The organism is Nocardia sp. CA-128927 (assembly GCF_050955855.1).
Classification (GTDB): Bacteria; Actinomycetota; Actinomycetes; order Mycobacteriales; family Mycobacteriaceae; genus Nocardia.
The window spans coordinates 9,379,600-9,401,639 of record NZ_CP192087.1; the positions used below are offsets into that span (position 1 = coordinate 9,379,600).

12 protein-coding genes, 1 tRNA gene and 1 pseudogene are annotated in these 22,040 nt (G+C 63.1%); 6 read left to right on the top strand and 8 right to left on the bottom strand.

The features are described from left to right. The first annotated feature begins 198 nt into the window (after window positions 1-198). From ACQPW1_RS43695 to ACQPW1_RS43705, 3 genes are read left to right on the top strand one after another with little or no spacing between them, the layout of a single operon-like run. On the top strand, window positions 199-6,738 hold the full coding sequence (locus ACQPW1_RS43695) for a PA14 domain-containing protein (protein ID WP_433659356.1): 6,540 nt from the start codon (window positions 199-201) through the stop codon (window positions 6,736-6,738). A gap of 31 nt (window positions 6,739-6,769) precedes the next feature. Continuing rightward, on the top strand, window positions 6,770-6,991 hold the full coding sequence (locus tag ACQPW1_RS43700; RefSeq protein ID WP_433659358.1) for a DUF7336 domain-containing protein: 222 nt from the start codon (window positions 6,770-6,772) through the stop codon (window positions 6,989-6,991). A gap of 14 nt (window positions 6,992-7,005) precedes the next feature. Further along, window positions 7,006-7,233, top strand: coding sequence for a DUF7336 domain-containing protein (locus ACQPW1_RS43705; RefSeq protein ID WP_433659360.1), 228 nt, complete (start codon window positions 7,006-7,008; stop codon window positions 7,231-7,233). Window positions 7,234-7,860: 627 nt separating this feature from the next. Here the strand turns inward: ACQPW1_RS43705 and ltrA are convergent. Together ltrA and ACQPW1_RS43715 are read right to left on the bottom strand one after the other, a co-directional pair. Then, window positions 7,861-9,138: a group II intron reverse transcriptase/maturase gene (gene ltrA / locus ACQPW1_RS43710; protein ID WP_433659362.1), complete on the bottom strand. Its 1,278-nt coding sequence runs from the start codon at window positions 9,136-9,138 to the stop codon at window positions 7,861-7,863. Between the two features lie 580 nt (window positions 9,139-9,718). Beyond that, window positions 9,719-10,942, bottom strand: a pseudogene (locus ACQPW1_RS43715) (ISAs1 family transposase). 256 nt (window positions 10,943-11,198) lie between these two features. Between ACQPW1_RS43715 and ACQPW1_RS43720 the strand changes: the two are divergent. Next, window positions 11,199-13,355, top strand: coding sequence for a recombinase family protein (locus ACQPW1_RS43720; RefSeq protein ID WP_433659364.1), 2,157 nt, complete (start codon window positions 11,199-11,201; stop codon window positions 13,353-13,355). Window positions 13,356-13,616: 261 nt separating this feature from the next. Here ACQPW1_RS43720 and ACQPW1_RS43725 read toward each other — a convergent pair whose 3' ends face one another. Beyond that, window positions 13,617-14,156 carry a hypothetical protein gene (locus tag ACQPW1_RS43725; RefSeq protein WP_433659365.1) on the bottom strand — a complete coding sequence of 180 codons (540 nt, stop codon included), beginning with the start codon at window positions 14,154-14,156 and terminating at the stop codon, window positions 13,617-13,619. 905 nt (window positions 14,157-15,061) lie between these two features. Here ACQPW1_RS43725 and ACQPW1_RS43730 point away from each other — a divergent pair. Continuing rightward, on the top strand, window positions 15,062-16,564 hold the full coding sequence (locus ACQPW1_RS43730) for a recombinase family protein (RefSeq protein WP_433659367.1): 1,503 nt from the start codon (window positions 15,062-15,064) through the stop codon (window positions 16,562-16,564). Window positions 16,565-16,760: 196 nt separating this feature from the next. On the opposite strand, the gene ACQPW1_RS43735 is transcribed toward ACQPW1_RS43730, so the two are convergent. The 5 genes from ACQPW1_RS43735 to ACQPW1_RS43755 all read right to left on the bottom strand — a co-directional run bounded on the left by ACQPW1_RS43735 (window position 16,761) and on the right by ACQPW1_RS43755 (window position 21,358). Beyond that, a tRNA-Ala gene (locus ACQPW1_RS43735) sits at window positions 16,761-16,833 on the bottom strand. Window positions 16,834-16,934: 101 nt separating this feature from the next. Continuing rightward, on the bottom strand, window positions 16,935-18,062 hold the full coding sequence (gene sepX, locus ACQPW1_RS43740; protein WP_433659368.1) for a divisome protein SepX/GlpR: 1,128 nt from the start codon (window positions 18,060-18,062) through the stop codon (window positions 16,935-16,937). Window positions 18,063-18,343: 281 nt separating this feature from the next. After that, window positions 18,344-18,997 carry a GNAT family N-acetyltransferase gene (locus ACQPW1_RS43745; RefSeq protein ID WP_433659370.1) on the bottom strand — a complete coding sequence of 218 codons (654 nt, stop codon included), beginning with the start codon at window positions 18,995-18,997 and terminating at the stop codon, window positions 18,344-18,346. A gap of 12 nt (window positions 18,998-19,009) precedes the next feature. Next, window positions 19,010-20,269 (bottom strand): molybdotransferase-like divisome protein Glp, encoded by a 1,260-nt coding sequence (gene glp / locus ACQPW1_RS43750; protein ID WP_357381761.1) that lies wholly within the window; start codon window positions 20,267-20,269, stop codon window positions 19,010-19,012. A 132-nt stretch (window positions 20,270-20,401) separates the two neighbouring features. Further along, on the bottom strand, window positions 20,402-21,358 hold the full coding sequence (locus ACQPW1_RS43755; protein ID WP_433659373.1) for a UTP--glucose-1-phosphate uridylyltransferase: 957 nt from the start codon (window positions 21,356-21,358) through the stop codon (window positions 20,402-20,404). 79 nt (window positions 21,359-21,437) lie between these two features. Between ACQPW1_RS43755 and ACQPW1_RS43760 the strand changes: the two genes are divergently transcribed. Next, a complete protein-coding gene (locus ACQPW1_RS43760) occupies window positions 21,438-22,034 on the top strand; it encodes a 5-formyltetrahydrofolate cyclo-ligase (protein ID WP_433659375.1) in 597 nt (198 codons plus the stop codon). Window positions 22,035-22,040: the final 6 nt, after the last annotated feature.

Here is a 22,040-nt window from a genome sequence, read left to right on the forward strand (position 1 = left end):
ATGTTATCGCAGCTCCGCACGACAGAATCGGCTCTGGATAGGAATTCAGAGGCGAATCTCCAACGTGCTTGCTGTGATGTTACTTCCGATGTATGTGATTGCAGGATTGCTACTTCCACGCAAATCTGCGTGTGACGTGGCAGCTGTTTCTGTCTGATTCAGTATGCCCGTCGATGGGCTTGGGGAATTTGGAGTGTGATGAGGTTTCGCCATCAGGGCGGCGCGTTGGCGCGTTGGCTCCCTGCTAGTTGGTATCGGTTGAAGGTCGTTTCGTGGTCGGCGGTTTTGGTTGCCGCGTTGATCGCGACATTGGTGCCGGTGGTTTTTTCTCCGGAGGCCGCCGCGGCACCGAAAGGAACGAACCCGCGCGATATTCCGCTGATGATGTCCAAGGCCGTTCCGAAGCCATCCCTGACTAATAAGCAGCCCGCACCGGAGGCGGACTTCACGCCATTGCTCGCAGGCGGCACCGCCGCCGCTGCCCCGGTGAAGGGTGGTTTCGATCCGAAGACTTCGAAAGAGTCGGCGCGGACCGAGGATTCGGTCGAGTTCACCAACACCAACGGCACTAAGACGATGGTGCTCTCGCAGGTGCCGGTCAGCGTCCGCAACAGCAAGGGCGGTTGGGATCCGATCGATACCCGGCTCGTAGAGCAGAAGGACTCCAAGCGAGTGACCGCCGCACGCAGCACCGTCGGGATCGATCTGGCCGAGTTCGCCAACGACCCGAATCTGTTCCGGGTCAACCAGAACGGCACACCGGTCACCCTCGAGCTGAAGGGCGCGGGCAAGGCTGGCCGCAAGGTCACCGGATCGACCGCGACCTATGCCAACGCCCTGCCCAACACCGACGTCACCTACGACGTGACCGCAGACGCGATCAAAGAGTCGATCATCCTGAAGTCCGCTCCTGCTGTGGGCGAAGGACGTTGGGTATTCAAGCTGAACACCGGCGCGCTGACCCCGAAGGTCGACGGCAAGACCATCAAGATCAGCGACAAAGCGGGCAAGGTCGTCGCCGCGCTACCCCCGATCGAGGTCTGGGATTCTTCGGGCAGCGAGAAGGACAAGAAGGCCTCGGCGCGTACCGACGGCATCTACACCCTGGCCCGTGACGGCGAAGGCTGGCAGCTCACCGTGGCGGTGGACACGAAATGGTTGAAAGACTCTGCCCGCAAGTTCCCGGTGGTGGTCGATCCGACCTACACCTTCGGATTCGGTCAGCAAGCCGAAACGATCGCCTACCAGCAAGGCACAGCCCCCTGCACCGACTGCGGAATCCGTACCGGCAACGCCCGGAACTGGACGGGCCAGAACGTTTTGTGGCGCTCAGCGATTCGCTACGACCTCGCCCCACTCGCGGGCAAGACCGTGACCGGTGCGCGCGTGGACGTGAAGGTGCCGAACCCGCCGGTGCCGCCGGTGGAAATGACGGCCGCGTCGCAGATAACGCTGTTCCAAGCCAAATCTCCGTTGGGCTACGACGCGCTCGGGGATCAGCTGGCTTCGGCGAGCGTCGGTGATTCCGGCTCGTTGACAGCCCCCGCGCTGACCACATACCTCGGTGATCGTGTGAAGGCCACCGACAAGAACGCCTGGTTCATGCTCGGCGGCGCCGAAACCACCAATTCCTATACCTTTAAACAACTCCAGGCAGCGTTGATCGTCGACTACAGCGACGGCACCGGCACCAACCCCACTGATCCTGCCAAACCCACTGACCCCACCAAGCCCACTGATCCGACCAAACCAACTGATCCTACTCTCGGTCCACAGGTGAATCTGGTTGCTCCGGTCGAGGATTCGGTGATCGCGAGTGTTACCCCGTCCTTGGTGGTCAGCGCTGCGGCGTCGGGCACCAAATATTGTTTCAAGATTTCGACCGGTTTCGACGGACGGTCGGGCAGCGTCATCGATTCCGGTTGTTTGAGCTCTCCGAAGTGGGCTGTCCCGAAGGACGTTCTGCGCGACGGTGGCCGCTACTCCTGGACGGTGGCTACCGTGGAGTCGGGTGGATCGGCTCCGTCGCCGCAGAACTGGGTCGGGCATTTCAGGGTCGACAAGCGCATCGGTAGCGCGGGACCGTCGCCCGTTGATCAGTTCGGGCCGGTCACGGTGAACATGTTCAACGGCAATGTCCGGACCGAAGCCGCAGGGCCAGTTTTCGAGGCGCTCGGCGGGTCCGCGGGTGTCACCTTCGCCTACAACTCCCGTCAAGACGGGGAGGCGCATGGTCTGCGGGCGTCGTATTTCAACGACGCCGACCACAACGGGGTCGCAGACGCGGCGCCGGTGATGGTGCGCGACGAAGCCCAGGTGAATCTGGACTGGGGCAACGCGTGGAGCGTTCCGGAAAACTATCCGTGGCGCGAAGACCCGCTGCCCGCCGCTTTGGACAAGCAGTGGTTCGTCGTCCGATGGGAAGGCCACTTCCGGGCACCGGTGACCGGTGATTACAGCTTCGCCGGTTCCCATGCCGACGGCGCGAAGATCTGGGTCGATAACAAACTCGTCTATGACGGACCGAATGCGGCCGCGGTGGGGTCGGAATTCGACACCGCCACAGCGAAGAAGAGCACCGATGTGTCGCTGACCGGCTTGCAGCGGGTGCCGATCAAGGTCGAGTTGTATCACCGCAGCACTGAGAAGCCGAAGATGGTGTTGTGGGCCAAGAGCACCACTGGCATTACCACGCGCTCGCACAATTGGGGTCCGCGGATCGTGACGACCGATGTGTTGTTTGCCCAGGACACCGGACCGATGCCGCACGGGTGGACCCTCGGGTTGATGGGCAGCAGTTATGCCTCAGCCGAAATGCTGGGCGGCTCTGTCATTCTCACCGACGCCACGGGTGGCAAACACACCTGGGCGAAAACCTCCGGGGGCGGCTACGCGCCGCCACACACCAGCGACGGCGTCCTCGCAGTCGATGCCGGTGGCCGGATCTCGGTCACCGAGAACGGTGTGGTGTCGATATTCAACGTCGATGGCACCCTGGCCGCGGTGTCGACTGTGGCAGACAGCAAGAAGCCGGCGTCGCTGCAATATCTCTATAGCGGTACCCCCGCACGGCTGACTCAGATCAAGGACCCGGTCTCGGGGCGGTCGCACACGCTGTACTACAACAGTGACAACAGCAACAGCTGCTACGGCGGTGCATCGTTGCCGCCGGGCGCGCACTCGGCTCCGGCGCAGAAGCTGTGCCGCATCACCTATTGGGACGGCACCGAAACCCGACTCTGGTACATGGTCGGCGCCCTCACCCGTATCGAAAATCCCGGCTCGGAAATCCGGGACTACAGCTACCTGGATCTGGCAGCCGCGAAAGCCAACTACGACGCAGCAGGCAACGACCCGGAGAAAATGCAGAAAGCACTCGATGCGGTCGGGCCGCTCAACGAGATCCGCGACAGCTTGGCCATGGACTGGCGAGCCACCTTGGCCTCCTACAACGACAACCTCGAACGCACCCTGATCGTCTACGACACGTTCGACGACGAAATCGACTCCACCCGAACGCATCTCGCGCCGACCGAGATCCAGGCCCCCACCCCAACAGGCAGGCAAGGGGTCTACCGGACAGCGCGTACCTATGACTACGAACTTGCCCTGTCCCACAAAAAGGCATCCGCTTACACCAACGGAACCAAGGTGGGCGCCCGTCATGTCACATGGGACGACGCCGGGCGTCAACTCACCTCGACCGACGCCGTCGGTGACACCGTCCGCACCGAATGGAACGCCAAAGACAAACAGACCGCCAGCATCGACACGACCGGTCGGCGCACGACGCTGATCTATGACCACGCGGATCGTCCCATTGATCAGTACGGTCCGGCCCCGGCCGAGTGCTTCAACGGGCAGCTTCCGACCCCGAAATGCGCTCAGACGATGCCGCACACCCGGAAGGGGTACGACGAGAACCTGAACGGGCTCGAGGCTGCGTTCTACGACAACCCGTTCCTCGCGGGTGTTCCCCAGGAGTGGGGCACCGGTGTCGGCACCGCTGACGCCAGCTTGAAGCGCAACTGGGGCTCGGCGCCGCCGGTCGCCAACAGCGGTGGTTGGTCGGGCCGGTTCATGGGTGAGGTCAAGTTTCCCGCGACCGGTGAGTACAAGCTCGGGTTCACTGTCGTCGACGGTGTCCGGTTGTGGATCGATAACGCACTGGTCATCGACAGTTGGACCGACAAGGCTGCCACCGCGGTGAGCGGGACCTATACCAACACCACACCCGGTAGTCGGCATCGTGTTCGGGTCGACTACTACAACCGTAGCGGCACCACCGGTGCACTCGACTTCACGTGGACACCACCAGGTACAGGTAGCGCAATAACCGTCCCAGGCCAGAACCTGGCACCGCGCTACGGACTCGAAACCAGCAAGGCTACGTCCAGCACCTCTGGTGGCAGCGTCGAACGAGCGCCGTCAATGGATATCACAACCGGCTACTCGGACTCGGCCAACGGGATCGATCCTGTATACGGGCTGGTGGTGTCCAAGACTAACGACTCGGATGGGGCCAATCTGGTCCGGCGCAACAGCTTTGAGCAGCCCGGTGAAGGATACCTGCGTAAACTGGCCCAAGCCCTACCTGGTGGTGATATCACCAACCCGAACGAGCGTGGCACGTTCACTTACTACGGAGGCACCGAAACCCGCACGAATCCGTGCGATTCGAAATCCGCGGCAGTCAACCAGGCTGGGATGGAGAAGACCGTTACCTCGGCGCCGAATGCCGACGGGTCACCCAACGTGCTCGAGCGCGTGTACGACGGCGCAGGCCGCACCGTCGCGACCCGGATCAATGCCGAGCCCTGGTCGTGTGTGCGATATGACGCTCGCGGCCGGATGGCCGAGAGATCGTTCCCGGCCATGGGGCAACAGCCCGCACGGACGATCACCTACGACTACGCGGTAAGCGGCAACCCACTCATCAGAAAGGTCAGCGACGAGAGCGGTTCCACCACTACCAAGATTGACCTGCATGGCCGGGTCGTGGCCTACACCGACGCCACCGGTTTCACCACGGCAAGCGAATACGACCGCGCAGGGCGAAGAACCACCGAGACCAGCACCGTCAAGGGTGTCACCTCCACGCTGAAGTACTACTGGGACGACGCATCTCGCCTGGTCAGGCTGGATCTGGACGGTGCGACTGTCGCCACATCCGGTTACGACGCAGGCGTCCTGCAGAGCGTTACCTACGGCAACGGATCAAGTCTGGCGATCAGCCGCAATAACGCTGACTCGCTGGCTGCTTTCGTCTGGAAGATGTCGAGTTCGACGGTGACCAGTGAGGTGACCCGGTCTCGCGACCAACGCATCACCGATGCTGTCATCGCTGACAGCGCCGCCCCCGAAACGAGGTACAACTACTCTTATAGCTACGACGCGGTCGGTCGCCTGACCGCGGCCACAGTGCCGCACCATCAGCTGACCTACGGCTACGCCGCCGAGAACGGTTGCGGGCCCAATCGCAAGGCTGGCGCAAATACCAACCGAACCGTGTTCATCGATAGCCTCAAAGGCGGCATCCCGACCAGCACCGTCTACTGCTACGACCATGCCGACCGGCTGATCTCCACTGCTGGAGCCACCAAGCTGTCATTTGCATACGACACTTACGGCAACGCCGTCAAGGTCGGTACCGATACCCTCGGCTACGACTCCACCCGTCGTCACGTGACTACAACCACCGAGGCGGGCCAGTCGGTGAAATACACTCGCGACGTCACCAACCGCATCGCGGCACGCACAACCAAGAACGGAAACAACCCCGAAGAGGTCACCCGATACGGGTTCACCTCCGACTCTGGCGGCCCCGATTTCGTCAACGATGCATCCGGAAACCTGCGCCAACGCATCCTGAAACTGCCCGGCGGTGTCGTTCTCACCAAGAACTACACCCAGGCCAAGACCACGAACTGGTCCTACCCGGATATTCACGGCAACATCCTGTTCACCGCTGATGACGGTGGCGCACGCACCAGCGCGATCCGCCTCTACGACCCGTTCGGCCAGAACATCGACCCCCAAACGGGTGCGCTTGCCGACATCCCGATACCGGCAACCGCCGAAGGCGGCATGGACTTCGGCTACCTCGGACAACACACCGTCCCGGTCGAACACATCGCCAGCCAGCAGGCTCTCGAAATGGGCACCCGCACGTACCTGCCCGTACTCGGCCGGTTCCTGCAAACCGACCCGATCTCCGGCGGCTCAGCCAACAACTACGACTACTGCAACGCCGACCCCATAAACTCGCGCGACCTTACCGGCGAAAATGCCGTGGCGCTCGGGGCGGGGGCCGGGGCACTGGTCGGCGGCCCACCCGGGGCGTTGGTGGGCGCAGGCGTAGGTGTTGTAGTTACGCTCGGATTGGGCGCGATGGTCTGGAACATGGGCCGCAAGGAAGACAAACCAACGACATCCGCGCCACCCAAGGACACCCCTAAAACTGCGGCGAATCCAGCTAACCAGACGGGATCGCAGGCCAACGCCGCAGGGACGGCACGTGTACCGCAGGTCCCGAAAACGGGATCGGGTAAAGAGAAGGCTAGCGATGCGCCCAGCTGGGCCAAGGGGCGGCCACCATACGTAGGGGAGAGTGGAAAAGACTACGCCCGCCGCCTCATGAACGAGAAGTACGGAGAAGGCAATTGGAAGGAGGGGCCGAATACCGAATACAACAAAATCCAAAAGTACGGCGATCGTTCATGGGAGAACCCCAAGTGACGGGCGATAACTGACCGAAGGATGAGTTGCGATGCAGGAAGTCTATGTTGTTCAGCATTACTATGGAATCGGTGACGACTACAGTGAAGGGCGGATCTTAGGTATGTACTCGAGCGAGGCCAAGGCGGAATCAGCTGCGCGTCGCGCCAGAGCACTGCCTGGATTCTGCGACCACCCTGACGACTTTCATATCGTCCGTCAGCCGTTGAACAAGGACGCGTGGGTAGAAGGTTTCTTTACATACTTGTACTGACATGGAGAATTCAAATGAATTACGTGTATCTGGTCAATCACGAATATCAACCTGAGGGCGGCGATTGTGACGTTAAGGAAATAGGGGTGTATTCCTCGGAGGTGGAAGCGCAGGCTGCGATTGAACGACTTAGCCCTAAGCCTGGATTCCAGGACCATCCTGATTCTTTCGTTGTTCACCGATACGAGATCGACAAGGATTACTGGACGGAGGGATTCGTGGAGCAGGCCACAATCGAGTGACAAATACAGCCGTAAACGATCTCCTGGCTCAATCCAGATTGGGGTACGCAGGTCTGCTAATTATTGCAACGAATCGCCCGTTCTGTATCGTATGAGTTCGGACTAGCTTGAGTTTCATGCTGAGCCCTGCCAACGCCGCAAAGCATGGAACTCAAGCTAGTCTTCGGTGAGTATCACGACGGCGGAGTAGCCGCCTTCTTCGGGGTCGTCGGCGAGAGGACATGTCGCGCATTCGGGGGTGCACGCAATTCGAGCGTCCTGGCCAAGGTCGGTAAATATTGCAACGGTACTTCGAACGGGAGTTCGGACAGCGATAGATCTGGTGATATGACTCGGACTGTCACACCCCGGCGGACTGTCGAACCAATCGGGCAATTGGTGGATCGCACATCGAGGAGGTGCAGACCTCAATACGGTGTGCTGGACAAACTGAATCTAGCAACCGGACGAGTTGCACAGATGCGGACGAGCCTGCTCATGACTATGGTTCGTTGGGAATCTGAAGTATGGAGGATCTCCACGCATTGCACTGTCGGTTGAACAGCTGGCAGGAGCAGCCCCAGGGTCGGGTGGCCCGAGGGGATTGCACCCTCGGGCTCCCGCAGATCCCGGCGTGAAGGTCTCCCTTCACCGGGCTCCTGTCGTCTTGATCATCAGCGGATAGGCCACCCAACGCCAGTGGGCGAAGGCACGCGGGTACTCGGTGGTGGTGCGTTCCCAGTACTCCCTGGCCTTGCGGCGCGGCCGTAACCGTTTGAACTTCTTGCGGATCCACCGCACCAGGTAGGTGTTGATGCGGGCCAGAAGGTTATGTATCGCCGAAGGGTAGAACGCCCCGTAATAGTTCATCCAACCCCGGACGACCGGATTGATCATCGCGGCGAGTTCAGCCCAACCGAGATCGGTGCGGCGATGTAACCGCCACCCCCGTACCGTACGACCGAGCCTGGTCAAAGCGTCCTTACTGATCGCGGGCAGAAACGAGGTGAACACCGTGCCCTGCTTGTCGCGAGCACTGCGAGCGCGGAATGTGTAACCGAGGAACGTGAACGACGTATGCTCAGCCGAGCCCCGCCGTTTGCCGCCCTTGCAGTACACGATCCGGGTCTTGTCCGGATGCAACCGCAACCCGACCTCGCTCATCCTGTTCTCGATCGCGGCCAGCACCAGGCGAGCCTGGCGTTCGCTGACGCAGTGCACGATCGCATCGTCGGCATAACGTTCGAACACGACATCGGGGAACTCCCGGACCATCCACATGTCGAACGCGTAATGCAGGAACAGGTTCGCGAGTACAGGCGAGACCGCGGACCCCTGCGGGGTACCTCGATCTCGTTGCGCCACAGTGCCATCGGGCAGTTGAAGCGGCGCTTCGAGCCACCGCTTCACATACAGCACCACCCAACGCTGATCGGTGTGCGCCTGGACCGCTTTGAGCACGAGATCCCAAGGGACACTGTCGAAGAACTTCTCCACGTCCAAGTCGATGACCCAGTCGTATCTCCAACACCGCTGCCGAGCCACCCCGACCGCGTCCAACTGCGACCGCCCCGGCCGGTAACCATAAGAATCCGGATGAAAGATCGGCTCGACCCTCTTCTCCAGCCTCGCGGCCACCACCGTTTGAGCGATCCTGTCCGCAATCGTGGGCACCCCGAGCATCCTCGTGCCCGCGCCATGCGATTTCGGTATCTCCACCGCTTTGACCGGAGGCGGAAAGTAGCTGCCCGACGACATCCGATTCCAGATCCGATACAGATTGTTCTTCAGATCGGTTTCGAACTCCGCCAAGCTCACCGCGTCCACTCCCGGCGCACCCTTGTTCGCTTTGACCTTCTCGTATGCCTCCTGAACTTCCCACTTGAAAATCTCGAACGACTTCGCTGACGACTTCAGCTCGCTCACCACAGCTCCTCCCGGACCACACGGCCCGGTTGACAGGACAAACAACAGCCACAGACGACCCGGCCCCTTCGCTCCACACCCATTACAGAAGCTTCACCACTACTACGAGCCGGTCCGCCGGCGCACCCCGCGACGGGGGTTTCCCTCTCGCCGCCGATCTACTCGACGAAAACGGTTTCAGGGCACGCCTTCCCACGTTCCATGCCAAAGCCGCAGACCAGGCTCATGCCGCCTCAATGCCGGACGCCACCTGACCATCAATCGGGACAACCTGTCAGGCCCAGCTCCCGCAGCCCGGAACATGGCCACGGTTTCGACGTCACTTCGAACGTAACGACACGTCAACAGCGGTTCGGGTTCACTCATCTTCCTGGTCCCCACCTGACGCCTCTCACGACGCCTTTTCCACATCGCTCACCACGACGGTCTTCAGCCAACGCAGCATGTGGCGGTTTGAAGCCTCCGCCCGAGCGGCGACTCCGAAGGGCCAAACCTTCATCTCTGGCACAGCATCAACTCCAAGCTCAGCTACCTACACTGACCTCCTCGTTGTTCGTGGCACACGCTACGGCGTTGTCGGTTAAGCCAGCTCTGACCAGTAGTTTTGTCCTTTGGTGACGAGGTGTAGCGCTCGGTCCGGAGTGAATGCCGTTGTGCGGCATGCCTCGGCGATGTTGATTTCTCCTTGGAGCCGGTGGAGGTTGATCGCGGTATTTCTGAGGGTCGCCATGACCTGTGGGGCGTTCCCGGTCCGCACGGTCGACCTGTCCTCGTCAAAGGTCACGTCACGAACCCAGTGGATGGCATTCTCGATATCCCAGTGGTTCCGCAACCATGCGGCAATCATTTTGGCCGGGGCTTGCTCGAAAGCGACGCTGCACAGCGCGTACACGACCTCGCGGCTCCGTTTGCCGGTGCTGACCTCGACCCGTTCGCGGGTGATCTCGATGATCTGGCGGGCGTAGGGGAATCCGATACCGCGGGGCGCGGTGAGGATCTTGAAGGTCCGGGTCTCCAAACGGCCATGGCTCGCCTTGTCGTCGGCATCACGCAGCACGGTCGGCACGAGCGCCCACGGCTGGGCCTTGATCCGCGCGAGCAACTTCGGCTGATTCTCTTTCGCGGTCATCAAATAGTGCGACTTCAGTTGTCCGCAAATAAGTTTCGCCGTCGCTACCTGGGTGTGCATTGCGTCGATCGTTACCAACATTCGGGTCCGGTTCAGCAGCCGCAGCAGGGTCGGGACAGTGGGGATCTCGTTCGTCTTCATCGCCACGGCGATCTGACCGAGGACCATCCGGGCGTGGTGGGCCTACACCGACACCAGGTGCGGGGCGCGTCCACCACCGGTGCGGGCACCCCGCACCGTTTTGCCGTCCAACGCGACCGCCAACAACTCCCCGGCCTCGATGTCGACCGTGGTGGCGGCGACGATCATGAAGTATTCACCGAGCCGACGGTCCAGGTCTGCGGCATCAAGCCTGCTCAACACCGAACGGAAGGTCTTCTCGCTGGGCCGCCGGAACCGAGTACCCAACTCCGCCAACACTTCCACCGGGGCCGTGCGCGTCCAGGTCGCGAACCCGGCGAAGGACCGCATGCCCGCCGCAGCGGCCAGGATCGCGATCGCCAACAGCGTCGCCAACGGGTACCGGATCCCGCGCGGATCGCGCGGATCGGGGACCTCGCGAAGCACTTCCAGCAACGACGGCGCAATGGTTGCGTTGATTGCGTTCCCCTCGCCGCAGCACTGCCTCAACACCCCCACAACGGTCTCGGCAGGGGATACTGTTCCAGCGGGCACGGGGCAACTCCGGGATCGATTTCAGGCGTAAGAGACCTTCATCGTCTCCGAAGAACCCGTGCCCGCCCAAGACGCCGACATGTCGTGTCGCCCACTATGTTTCCGCAGATCAGCGCTACCGCATCCGACAACGCCGGAGCCCTGGGGACGTGTGGCTCAGCTGCGAATCCGTCTGCATTTCACCGTGATTCGCGTAGTCCGCAGGTAAGCGCGTCTGTGTTTCGTATTCCAACAGCCCGGGAGGAGTTACCTTCGTATGAACCGTTCAACCCTCGATCCGAGCGAATGCGATGCTGCGGTGCTGTATCTGCGGGTATCGAGCAAGCGACAGATGAACACTGCGATCGACCTCGACCCCGACGGGCTCTCCATCCACACCCAGCGCGAACACGGTGCGGCCAAAGCTGATTCGCTCAATGCGATCGTCGCCGAGGAATTCGTCGAGCCAGGTAAATCTGCCAAGGACATCATCGAACGCGATGTGTTCCAGCAGATGATCGCCTATCTGCACTCCCACCCCGAGGTCAAATACGTCATCGTCTACATGCGCTCACGCGCGTTCCGCAACCAGTTCGACGCCGCCATCGTGCAGGTCCAGTTGCAAAAGATCGGCGTACGGCTGGTCTCGGTGAAAGAGGACTTCGGCCAAGGCCCGTACGCCCAGGCTATGGAGGGCATGCTCGACATCATGAACGGCCTGCAAAACACCTTGCAGGGCCTCGACATCGCCGACAAGATGCTGCAGAAAGCCATCAACGGCGGCACCAACGGCTACGCCAAACTCGGCTACCTCAACACCCAAACCGAAATCGACGGCAAACTCTTCAACAGCATCCAACTCGACCCGGTCCGCGCGCCGCTGGTGCGCACCGCGTGGGAGCTCTACGCCACCGGCAACTACACCGTCGAACGACTCGAAGCGGCAATGGCTGATCGCGGGTTGACCAGCCGAGCCCGCGGCAAACTGCCCGAACGCCCCGTCGAAGCCCGCCAACTGCACCGCATGCTCGCCGACCTCTACTACACCGGATTCGTGGTCTACAAGAACCAGATCTACCCAGGCCGCCACGAACCCCTCATCGACCAGTCCCTCTTCGACCGAGTCCAAGCAGTCCGCAACATTCGCAGCCACCCTGGCCAACGCGACCGCATCCTCACCCACTACCTCAAGGGAACACTGTTCTGCCAGCGCTGCCGCACCAACGGCCGCACCGCGCGACTGATCTATACCGAGGCCACCAGCCACACTCGCCGGCGATACGGCTACTTCATGTGCCGCGGCCGACAAGACGGACTCTGCGACCTCCCGCACCTGCCCGCGCACCTGGTCGAGCAAGCCGTAATAGACAACTACGCCACACTGCGACTTCCCACCGCCTTCATCCGCGACGTCCACCGACTCCTCGACACCGCCCTCGCCGACGAACACACCAGCACCCGCGCCCTGCATGCCAGCCTGCGGCAACGACTCACAGAACTCGACGCACAGGAAGAACGGCTGCTCGACCTCGCCGCCGACGCAGTCCTGCCCCAAACCAAAATCAAAACCCGGCTCCGGCGTATCCAGGCCGAGCGAGAACACACCACCGCCGGACTACAGACTTCCAGCACTGAACTCGCCGCTGGCGCCAACTACCTGCGCAACGCACTCGAACTGCTCACCAATCCTCACACCCTCTACAGCACCGCCCCCGATACCATCCGCCGACTCATTAACCAAACCCTTTATCACGCAATCCATCTCGATGACCGCGCCGACATCGTGGTCACCCACACACTCACCCCACCCTTCGACGACTTCCACCACGCATCGAGCCTCCACACCGGACCACACACTCCCCCTGCCGACCACCAGACATCCGGGCTCTCCACCATCGTCCGCCCAAACCCACCCGCGACGACAGCCGACCACCCCTCCCTCACCGCCATCTACACAGCACCCGTAACCAGTGCAGCGCAAACAACAACAGCGGTCATCGAACTGATGCGCGTCTACTGCGTCGAAACCCACCTGACCGCCAACCTCGACCGGCTCCGCAAACAACTCGCCGACCGCACAGAGCGCGTCCCCAATCTCCCACCACAACCTCGTGCACTACGGCGCCGCTTCACCGGTGACCAACTCGCCGAGATCCGCGCAGCCTACGAAGACGGTTGGTCCACAAACCAACTCGCCATGAAGTATCAACTCGGCAAGGGCAGCGTCCTCCGGCTCCTTCGCGCCAGCGGCGCCACCATCCGGCAAGAACGCCGCCTCACCGACAACGAAATCGACCACGCCATCGCCCGTTATCGCAACGGCGAATCACTCGCCCGCATCGCCGCCGATCTCGGCGTCGCCGCCGATACGGTCAGCGCCGGTCTCGAACGCCGAGGCATACCCCGACGTGACACCCACGGACGGCCTCGATAAGCTGATCACCGGCCCGCATCTGGTTTCTCACCGCCGGCGACATCGCCTCAGCAATCGACGGCAATTCACCAGCCGGCTAATGTTCCGGCCCTCTATGGCCAGCACACACCGCACCTGTCGCCGCAGTCCGACACCTCCACGGAGGTCACCATGAGCGCCCACTCCGTGCAGCCACTGCGTGGACACCACCCGAACTCAATCGGGTAATGCGACCGCCGCTTCGACCAGCACGCGCCTGGTGAAATACCAGATCACGGCCCTTCAGTCGCATACTGCCGTGGGTAGACGCGTCTGGGCGCACGGGTTGAACTCCAGCAATGGGGTCGGGCGTAGCTCAACGGCTGCACGCAGCGCGGCCGACAGAAATCCATGCTTGTTCTTGATCGTCTTCGGTGCGTTACCTTTGACTTGCTTGAGATAAACGACCCAAGCTGCGTCTGCCTCACGGGTGACCGCGTCGATCGCCGCGCATTCACCGAAATACGGGGCGATGTCGTTGCGGATATAGGACTGGTACTTCCGGCGGACATCTTCCTGAATTCCGTTGAGCTGGTTGGCATATCGTGCGAGCCAGTCGACCAGCAGCACCATTCCCGAATCAGCACCTGGTTCGGTCCCGATCGCCCGCAATGCTTCATCGAGCCCAACCCGAGCAATCAAGTCAGCCCACGACACAGCCTCGTCGTAGTCGTCGAAGGTTTCCGAAGATTGGCGACGTCTGCCATGTTTGTCGTAGTAGTGAAAGGGAACCTGCCAGCCGACGCTGCCGTCTTTACGCGGCCGCGGGCGAGGTGTGTGCATGCGAACCTCTCAGGTGTCGAATATCGACGCATAGCCTGAGAAGCTGATGACCACCAGCGGTTACGTAACCCCTGTGACAGCCAGTCTAACGTTGCCTACAGAGCCCGGCTCCCAAGTCAACGACCGCTCTGTCGCCAGCGGCTGAATACGCGTGCATTGCAGTTCCGCCGTGACATCGGCAGGCCGGAAGGCCACGCTATGTCGGTCGACTAAATCGAATCGGAGACCGCACTGGTAATACACCTGATGACGCGGACCGGTCGAAGCACACCACAGTTGCGTTCCACCTGGCAGTTTGAACATTGGCCGAAGGGGACTTGAACCTCCGTCCCCTCGCTCAGTCCGTCCTCAGGTAGCGCGCCGGGCAAAGATCAGGTTTTATGGGTGTGAGGGAATCAGCGGACGGGTTGGTGGAAAGCAGATCTCCCATGCCGATCAAATTTCACTTATCGGTTCCTCTATCGGCGATCGATACCCGCTTGCCCTGGCAGCGTCACCCCGCACGATCGAGACCCAATACCGTTCAGGAACGGCGTCAGCGGCATCCGAAGACGCGGAGCTCGTGATGGCTCGCACGCGTAGGAACAAGCGCCGTGCCCCCTCAGAGAGGCCCCGTGGCCAACACCGCATCGCAATTGACAGCGTCAAACGCGGCACCCCAGACATCTACGCACTCAGCCGAGCAGTTGTAGCAAACGCGCTGCACAAGTCCGGACGTAGCCGTGAACGCGGTCCGCGTCCGTAGCCCTCTGCCGGACCGGCACCCGCGTCTCCTGTGGCTTGCGTAATTGTTTTGCGTTCTTTGTTGGGCGCTGCGCCTGGCACACAGCAATTCATCCCGCCGTTCCGGCGTAGCTATACGTCACCTGATGAGGTCTCACGCACGAAAGGAGGTCTACCGCCCGATGCGGAAGACCACCGTCGCAATCGATGCCGCTGTTCTATACCTTCGTGTCTCCACCAAAGAACAGATGAACACCGCGATCGACCTCGATCCGGATGGACTGTCGATCCATACCCAACGGGAAAAGACCGCTGCCAAAGCCGAAACCCTCAAGGCCGAAGTTGTCACAGAATTCATCGAATCCAAGTCAGCGAAAACCCTAGAAGGCCGCCCAGCGTTCGGCGACATGATCAAATACCTACACACGCACCCTGAAGTCAACTACGTCATCGTCTACATGCGATCTCGCGCATTCCGTAACCGCTTCGACGCCGCAATCGTCCAATCTCAACTGCAGAAGATGGGCGTGCGTCTGGTCTCGGTCAAGGAAGACTTCGGAGAAGGCCCCTACGCCGAAGCCATGGAGGGCATGCTCGACATCATGAACGACTTGCAGAACAAACTGCAAGGACTCGACATCGCCGACAAGATGCTCCAGAAGGCCATCAACGGCGGCACCAATGGCTACGCCAGACTCGGCTACCTCAACCGCCAAGCCGAAATCGAGGGCAAACAGTTCAACTCCGTCGAACTCGACCCCAAACGTGCACCCCTAGTGAAGCTGGCTTGGGAACTGTACGCAACCGGCGACTATACCCTTGACCGCCTCGAAGCCACCATGGCCGACAGAGGCCTGACTGCACGTGCCCGCGGCGACCTGCCCGAACGACCGGTCTACGCCAAACAATTCCATCGAATGTTCGGCGAGCAGCGCTTCTATTACCTCGGATTCGTTGTCTACAAGGGAAGTATCTACCCGGGCCGGCACGAACCCATCGTCGATCAAACCCTCTACGAGCGTGTACAGGACGTTCGAAACTTCCGCAGCCAACCCGGCCAGCGCGACCGCATCTACCAGCACTACCTCAAGGGAGACCTATTCTGCCGTCGATGCCACCGCGACCATGGCCGGACATCGCGGCTGATCTACACCGAGGCTCGCAGCCACACCGGCCGCATCTACGAATACTTCGTATGCCGCAGCCGCCAGGAGGGTACCTGCGACTTGCCGCACCTGCCGGTCGCTCTCGTCGAAGAAGCCATCGTCGGCCACTACGCGATGCTTCGCCTGCCGCCTGATTTCTCCAGAGACGTCAACACCCTGCTCGAATCGACACTGTCCGACGAGCAAGGCACTATCCACGCCAAGCACGCCACCCTCAAGGCACGTCTTGCCGAACTCGACGGGCAGGAGGAACGACTTCTCGACCTCGCCGCCGATGGCACACTTTCGCAAGCCAAGATCAAAATCCGACTCCACCACATCCAGGCCGATCGAGCCACAGCAGAAGACGCACTCTCCTCCGTAGCTGCGGAGCTAGCAGCCGGAACGGGCGTGCTACACGAAGCCCTGGACGTACTATCCAACCCCCACGCGATGTACCGCGACGCGGACGACAACACCCGCCGCTTGATGAATCACACCTTCTACGAACGCTTCTACGTAGACGACGACCTGATCTAGACAGGCACTACGCACCGTCGGCTGAACGTCGCAGAGCCCGCACAGACATCGGCTCGACCCTCACTCAATGCCCAATCGCAGAACGGCGACGGACTAGGAGCAACAGGAAGAAGATTGACCATCTCAGCAGGTCAACGCTGGTCTCTTACTCGAACCCGTGTCGCTATGGTCACGGGTTCGAGTAAGAGACACTAGGTGGAGCTAAGGGGAATCGAACCCCTGACCTTCTCGATGCGAACGAGACGCGCTACCAACTGCGCTATAGCCCCGTGCGGCTCCTGGGAACCGCGCTGTGTCACTCTAGCAAAGGATGTCGCGAGACTCCGAATCGGGCGGTTTACCTGGGGTGATTCGGAGTTACGCGGTGTGGTTACTCGCCTGCGGCGCGGCGCATGTCGCCGCCGCCGGTGCGGTCGCGCAGAGCGCGGGCGGTGGCGGGGTCGAAGGGGTCGAGGTGGTCGAACATGGGGTCTTCGTCGTCGGTTTCGAGGAGGGCGGAGCGGCGGCGCAGGGCGCGGGCGGTGTCGCGGTCCATGGCGGCGCGGGCGGCCTGGGATTGGCGGGGGCCGGTGTGTTCGCCGAGTTGTTCGGCTCGGCTGAGGCGGGCGGCGCGGCGACGGCGGATGTCTTCTTCGATGCGCACTTGTTTGCGCAGGTAGGTGAGGTAGCCGATGAGTACGACGCCGGCCAGGCCGGAGCCCCACCAGAAGTGTGGTGACATGGCGACCGCGAGTCCGCCGCACAGCAGCCCGGTCAGCACGAGGCCGAGGACGGCGCGCTGACGGAAGGTGTAGCGGGCGGCGCGGGCGATGGCGTCGGCCTCGGGGTCGTAGCCGCCGCGGCCGCGGCGGGTGGGGACGTAGTCGAGGTCGTCGGGGTCGTAGTCGTCACGGGCGCGTCGCTCGGCGTGTTCGAGGTCGGCTTCGTCGTCGAGGTAATCGTCGTCGTGTTCGACGCGCGCGGGTGCGGTGGAGGGTGCGGGTGGTATCCGGGCCGCGGCCGGTTCGGTGCGCTCTTCGCCCACCTCGTCATCATCGACGGTGTCGTCGTGCTGCGCGGCGACTTCGTCTTCGGAATCGGTGTCCGCGCTTACGGTTTCGTCGTCGGACGGCTCGGCGGCCGCCGCTTCGGCGAGTTCGGTGTCGTCGAGCTCGGCGTCAGCGATGTCGGGATCGGGTCGGGATGCCGCGGATTCGGCAATCGCCGGTAGGTCACCTTCGGTGACGGGTTCGTCGGCCGGTGTTGTCATCCGGTCCTCCGCATCATCGCTGTGGGCATACTTTCTCTGGGTACGGCGTGGGCGCCAGTTGGGGTCGGTTTCGTGGCCCGCGGCCGGTCCACTCTTGGTGCGCCGCTTGGAATCTCCGCGGACGAGCACGCGGGTGGCGAGGGCGGCGTCGGTGGTCCGCCGGATCCTCGGGTGCCGGTCGGCGAGGATGGGGAACAGGACGAAGACCCAGAGCACGACCAGGCCGATCCACAAGATTGAGTTCGGCATCTCGGTCAGCACCTCCGTCCCGGCCTGGTTTGGTCCGTTCGGCCGGCGAGCGGTGCGCAGCACGCCCCGCGTCCGCCCGGCTTCCGTCCGTCGCTGCGGCGTGGATGCCGGTCGCCTCGCAGGCTCCCTGCCGAGGGTGCAGGACGCACCTCCGACGTCCGTAGGTTAATTCCGCGACACGTCGAGATCCGGCAGGCGCGCCGTGCACACACGCCACACGAGTCACAAAGCCACCAATTCTTCCGCGCGTCGGACGCACCGGGCGTGTCCGTATTGCACGTTTATCTGGGCAAGATCGCCCGGCCCTCGCGAACGAGGCGGTCGACGACCGTGCCCATGAGCTCCTCCACGGTGATGCCGACCAGCAGGTGATCGCGCCAAGCGCCGTCCACGTCGAGGTAGCGGCGCAGCAGTCCTTCCTCGCGGAAGCCGACATTGCGCAGGACTGCTTGGCTGGCCTTGTTTTCCGGTCGCACCGTCGCCTCGACGCGGTGCAGGCCGATCGGCCCGAAGCAGTGGTCGAGGCCGAGCGCCAGCGCCGCGGTCGCGACGCCCTGACCGCTGAGGTCCTTGGCCACCCAGTAACCGATCCAGCCCGAACGCAGTGCGCCGCGCACGATATTGCCGACGGTCAGCTGCCCGCTGAAGGAACCGTCCACCTCGATCACCAACGGGATCATCGCGCCGCGCCGGGCCTCGGCCTTCAGGCTCGACCACAGCGACGGCCAGTTGGACGCGTGGTTGCGCGCCTCCCAAGCGCCACGGCCGGTGGGCTCCCACGGTTCCAGATGTGCCCTGTCCTGCAACCGAATACGACTCCACGCCGCGGCGTCGCGCAGGCGCACCGGACGCAGGGTCACCTCGCCCGCGGCGACGCGGATCGGGCCGAGGCGCGCGGGCCAGCCCGGATGCTGCGTGACCCGGAATACGTTCATCGCCTCCACGCCTCAGCCGCGCTGTGCGAGGAAAGCGACCCTGACCTCGTCACCGGTGCGAATCTCGGTGTCGTCGGGGTCTATCACGATCAAGCTGTTGGCCTCGGCCAACGTGGCGAGCAGGTGCGACGAGGCGCCCGCGCCGCCGCCGAGTGGTTGCACGAGGTAGTCGCCGGTGGCCTCGTCGCGCATGAGCTGCGCGCGCAGGTAACCCTTGCGGCCGGCCATGGAGCTGATCGGCGTGATGGTCCGCGCCATGATGATCCGTCGCATGGGATGCCTGCGCCCCAGGGCGATTCGGATCAGCGGACGCACCATCACCTCGAAAACGACCAGCGCACCGACCGGGTTGGACGGCAACAGGAAGGTGGGCACCTCGTCGCGCCCGAGCCGCCCGAAGCCCTGGACCGAGCCGGGATGCATGGCGACACGGGCGATTTCGAGTTCGCCGAGCCCTTCGAGGGCCTCGCGCACCTGATCCGAGGCCCAGCCGCCCACCGCGCCCGCGATGACGACGACCTCGGAACGCACCAGCTGCCCCTCGACCACATCGCGCAGCCGCCGCGGATCCGCGCTGACGATGCCGACCCGGTTCACGTCCGCGCCCGCGTCTCTGGCCGCCGCGGCGAGGGCGTAGGAGTTCACGTCATAGACCTGACCGGGCCCCGGCGTGCGATCGATATCGATGAGCTCACCGCCGACCGAGATCACCGAAAGCCGCGGCCGCGGATGCACGAGCACCTTGTCCTGTCCGACGGCCGCTAGTAGTCCCACCTGGGCGGCGCCGATGATGGTGCCCGCGCGCACCGCGACATCGCCGGGCTGCACATCGTCGCCGATGCGCCGCACGTAGTCGCCGGACCGGACCGGTTCGTAGATCTTGATCTTCGCGCGGCCGCCGTCGGTGAAGTCCAAGGGCAGCACGGCATCCGCGAGCGTCGGCAGCGGAGCACCGGTGTCGACGCGGACGGTCTGGCGCGGCTGCAGCCGGATCGGCTGGCGCGATCCGGCGATCACCTCGCCGACCACGGGCAGCGTCAGATCGACCAGTTCGTCGTCCTCGTTGCGAATGTCGGTGCCCGCGGCTGCCACGTCGACGCTGCGCACCGCGTAGCCATCGATCGCCGCCTGATCGAATCCGGGCAGCGGTCGTTCGGTGACGACGTCCTCGGCACACAGCAGGCCCTGGGCCTCGGAAATCGCGACCCGGACCGGCCGAGGGGCGACCGCCGCGGCGGTCACCTTGATCTGCTGATCCTCAACCGAGCGCATCCAGCCCTTCCTGATCTCTCCGCACACCTGTGATTCCACCGCGCGATTTCGCTTCGGCACAACCAATTCGGCGCGCGCGATGGTGAACCATCATTCGTACCCGACGGCCCACTATCGACGAAACCCGACGCCTCAGTCGTAGGTCGTCAGCTGCGGATCCCAGTCGGGACCGAGCCGATGCTCCAACCACTCCCGTAGGGCAGGGCCGTATTCGTCGCGTTCCAAAGCGAAATCGACCGCAGCACGAAGATAGCCGCCCGGGTTGCCCAAATCGTGGCGCGACCCACGGTGCACCACCACATGAACTGGATGACCCTCGGCAATGAGCAGCGCGACGGCGTCGGTGAGTTGCAATTCGCCGCCCGCGCCCGGCTCGATTCGGCGCAGCGCGTCGAAAATGGCGCGGTCCAACAGGTATCGACCGGCGGCGGCGAAAGTGGACGGCGCATCGGCGAGCGCGGGCTTTTCCACCATGCCCTTGACCCGCAGCACATTCGGATTCACCGCGTCCGGCACGGTCGCCACATCGAACACGCCGTAGGCGCTGACCTCGTCCTTCGGCACATCGATGGCGCACAGCACGGTGCCGCCACGCTTGCGGCGGACCCGGCACATCACGTCCAACACGCCCGAGGGCAGCACCAGATCGTCCGGCAGCAGCACGGCGATGGCGTCCTCGTCGTCGTCGAGCACCGCCTCGGCCTGGGCGACCGCGTGGCCGAGGCCGAGCGGTTCCTCCTGCACCACCGAGGTGACGTCGAGTAGGCCCGGCGCCTTGCGCACCTTTTCGAGTAGCTGGAACTTGCCGCGCTCGGCGAGGGTGCCCTCCAGCACGAGGTCCTCGACGAAGTGCGCGACCACACCGTCCTTGCCCGGCGAGGTGACGATCACCAGCCGCTGGGCGCCGGATTCGGCGGCCTCGGCGGCGACCAGCTCGATGCCCGGGGTGTCGACCACCGGGAGTAGTTCCTTCGGCACCGTCTTGGTCGCGGGCAGGAACCGCGTTCCGAGCCCGGCGGCGGGTACCACGGCCGTGCGGAAGCACGAGGTCAGCGTGGCATCGCCGGGTTGTCCGGCCTTTGCTGTCATGCGCATACCCTATCCATCGTCACAGCTCCTGGCTCGGCGTCGAGCCGACCGGTAGTCCGGTCAGCCTATGGTGATCGCCATGGAGATGCCCGGTGAGCGCGATAAACATGCATGGCGCACCGAAATTCTTGCTCGACGGGCGGCGATGTCCACCGAGGAGCATGCGACGAACACCCTCGGGCTGGTCGCGGCGGTCGGTCGGCTCGACGTTCGCGAGTGGGTTTGCGCCTACGTGCCGGTGGGCGGTGAACCGGGTTCGACCGCGATGCTCGATGCGTTGCGGGCGGCGGGCGCCCGGGTGCTCGTGCCGGTCACCGGTCCACCGGGACCGCTGAATTGGGCCGAGTACACCGGCCGGGACAGCTTGCGGCGAGCCAGGTTCGGTCTGTTCGAGCCGATCGGTGAGACGCTGCCCACTGCCGCGGTCGGCTGGGCGGAGCTGATTCTGGTGCCCGCGCTCGCGGTGGACCGGCGCGGGGTGCGGCTCGGGCGAGGAGCGGGCTATTACGACCGGACGCTGTTCGCGGCCCGGGCGGACGCGCGGCTGGTCGCGGTGGTCGGTGATGAAGAACTCGTTAACCGGCTGCCGGAGGAGCCACACGACCGGAAAATGGGGTGGGCGCTCACTCCGCATCGCGGCCTGCAACGGCTCGGCGAAGATCACGCCGCGGAATGAAAGGTA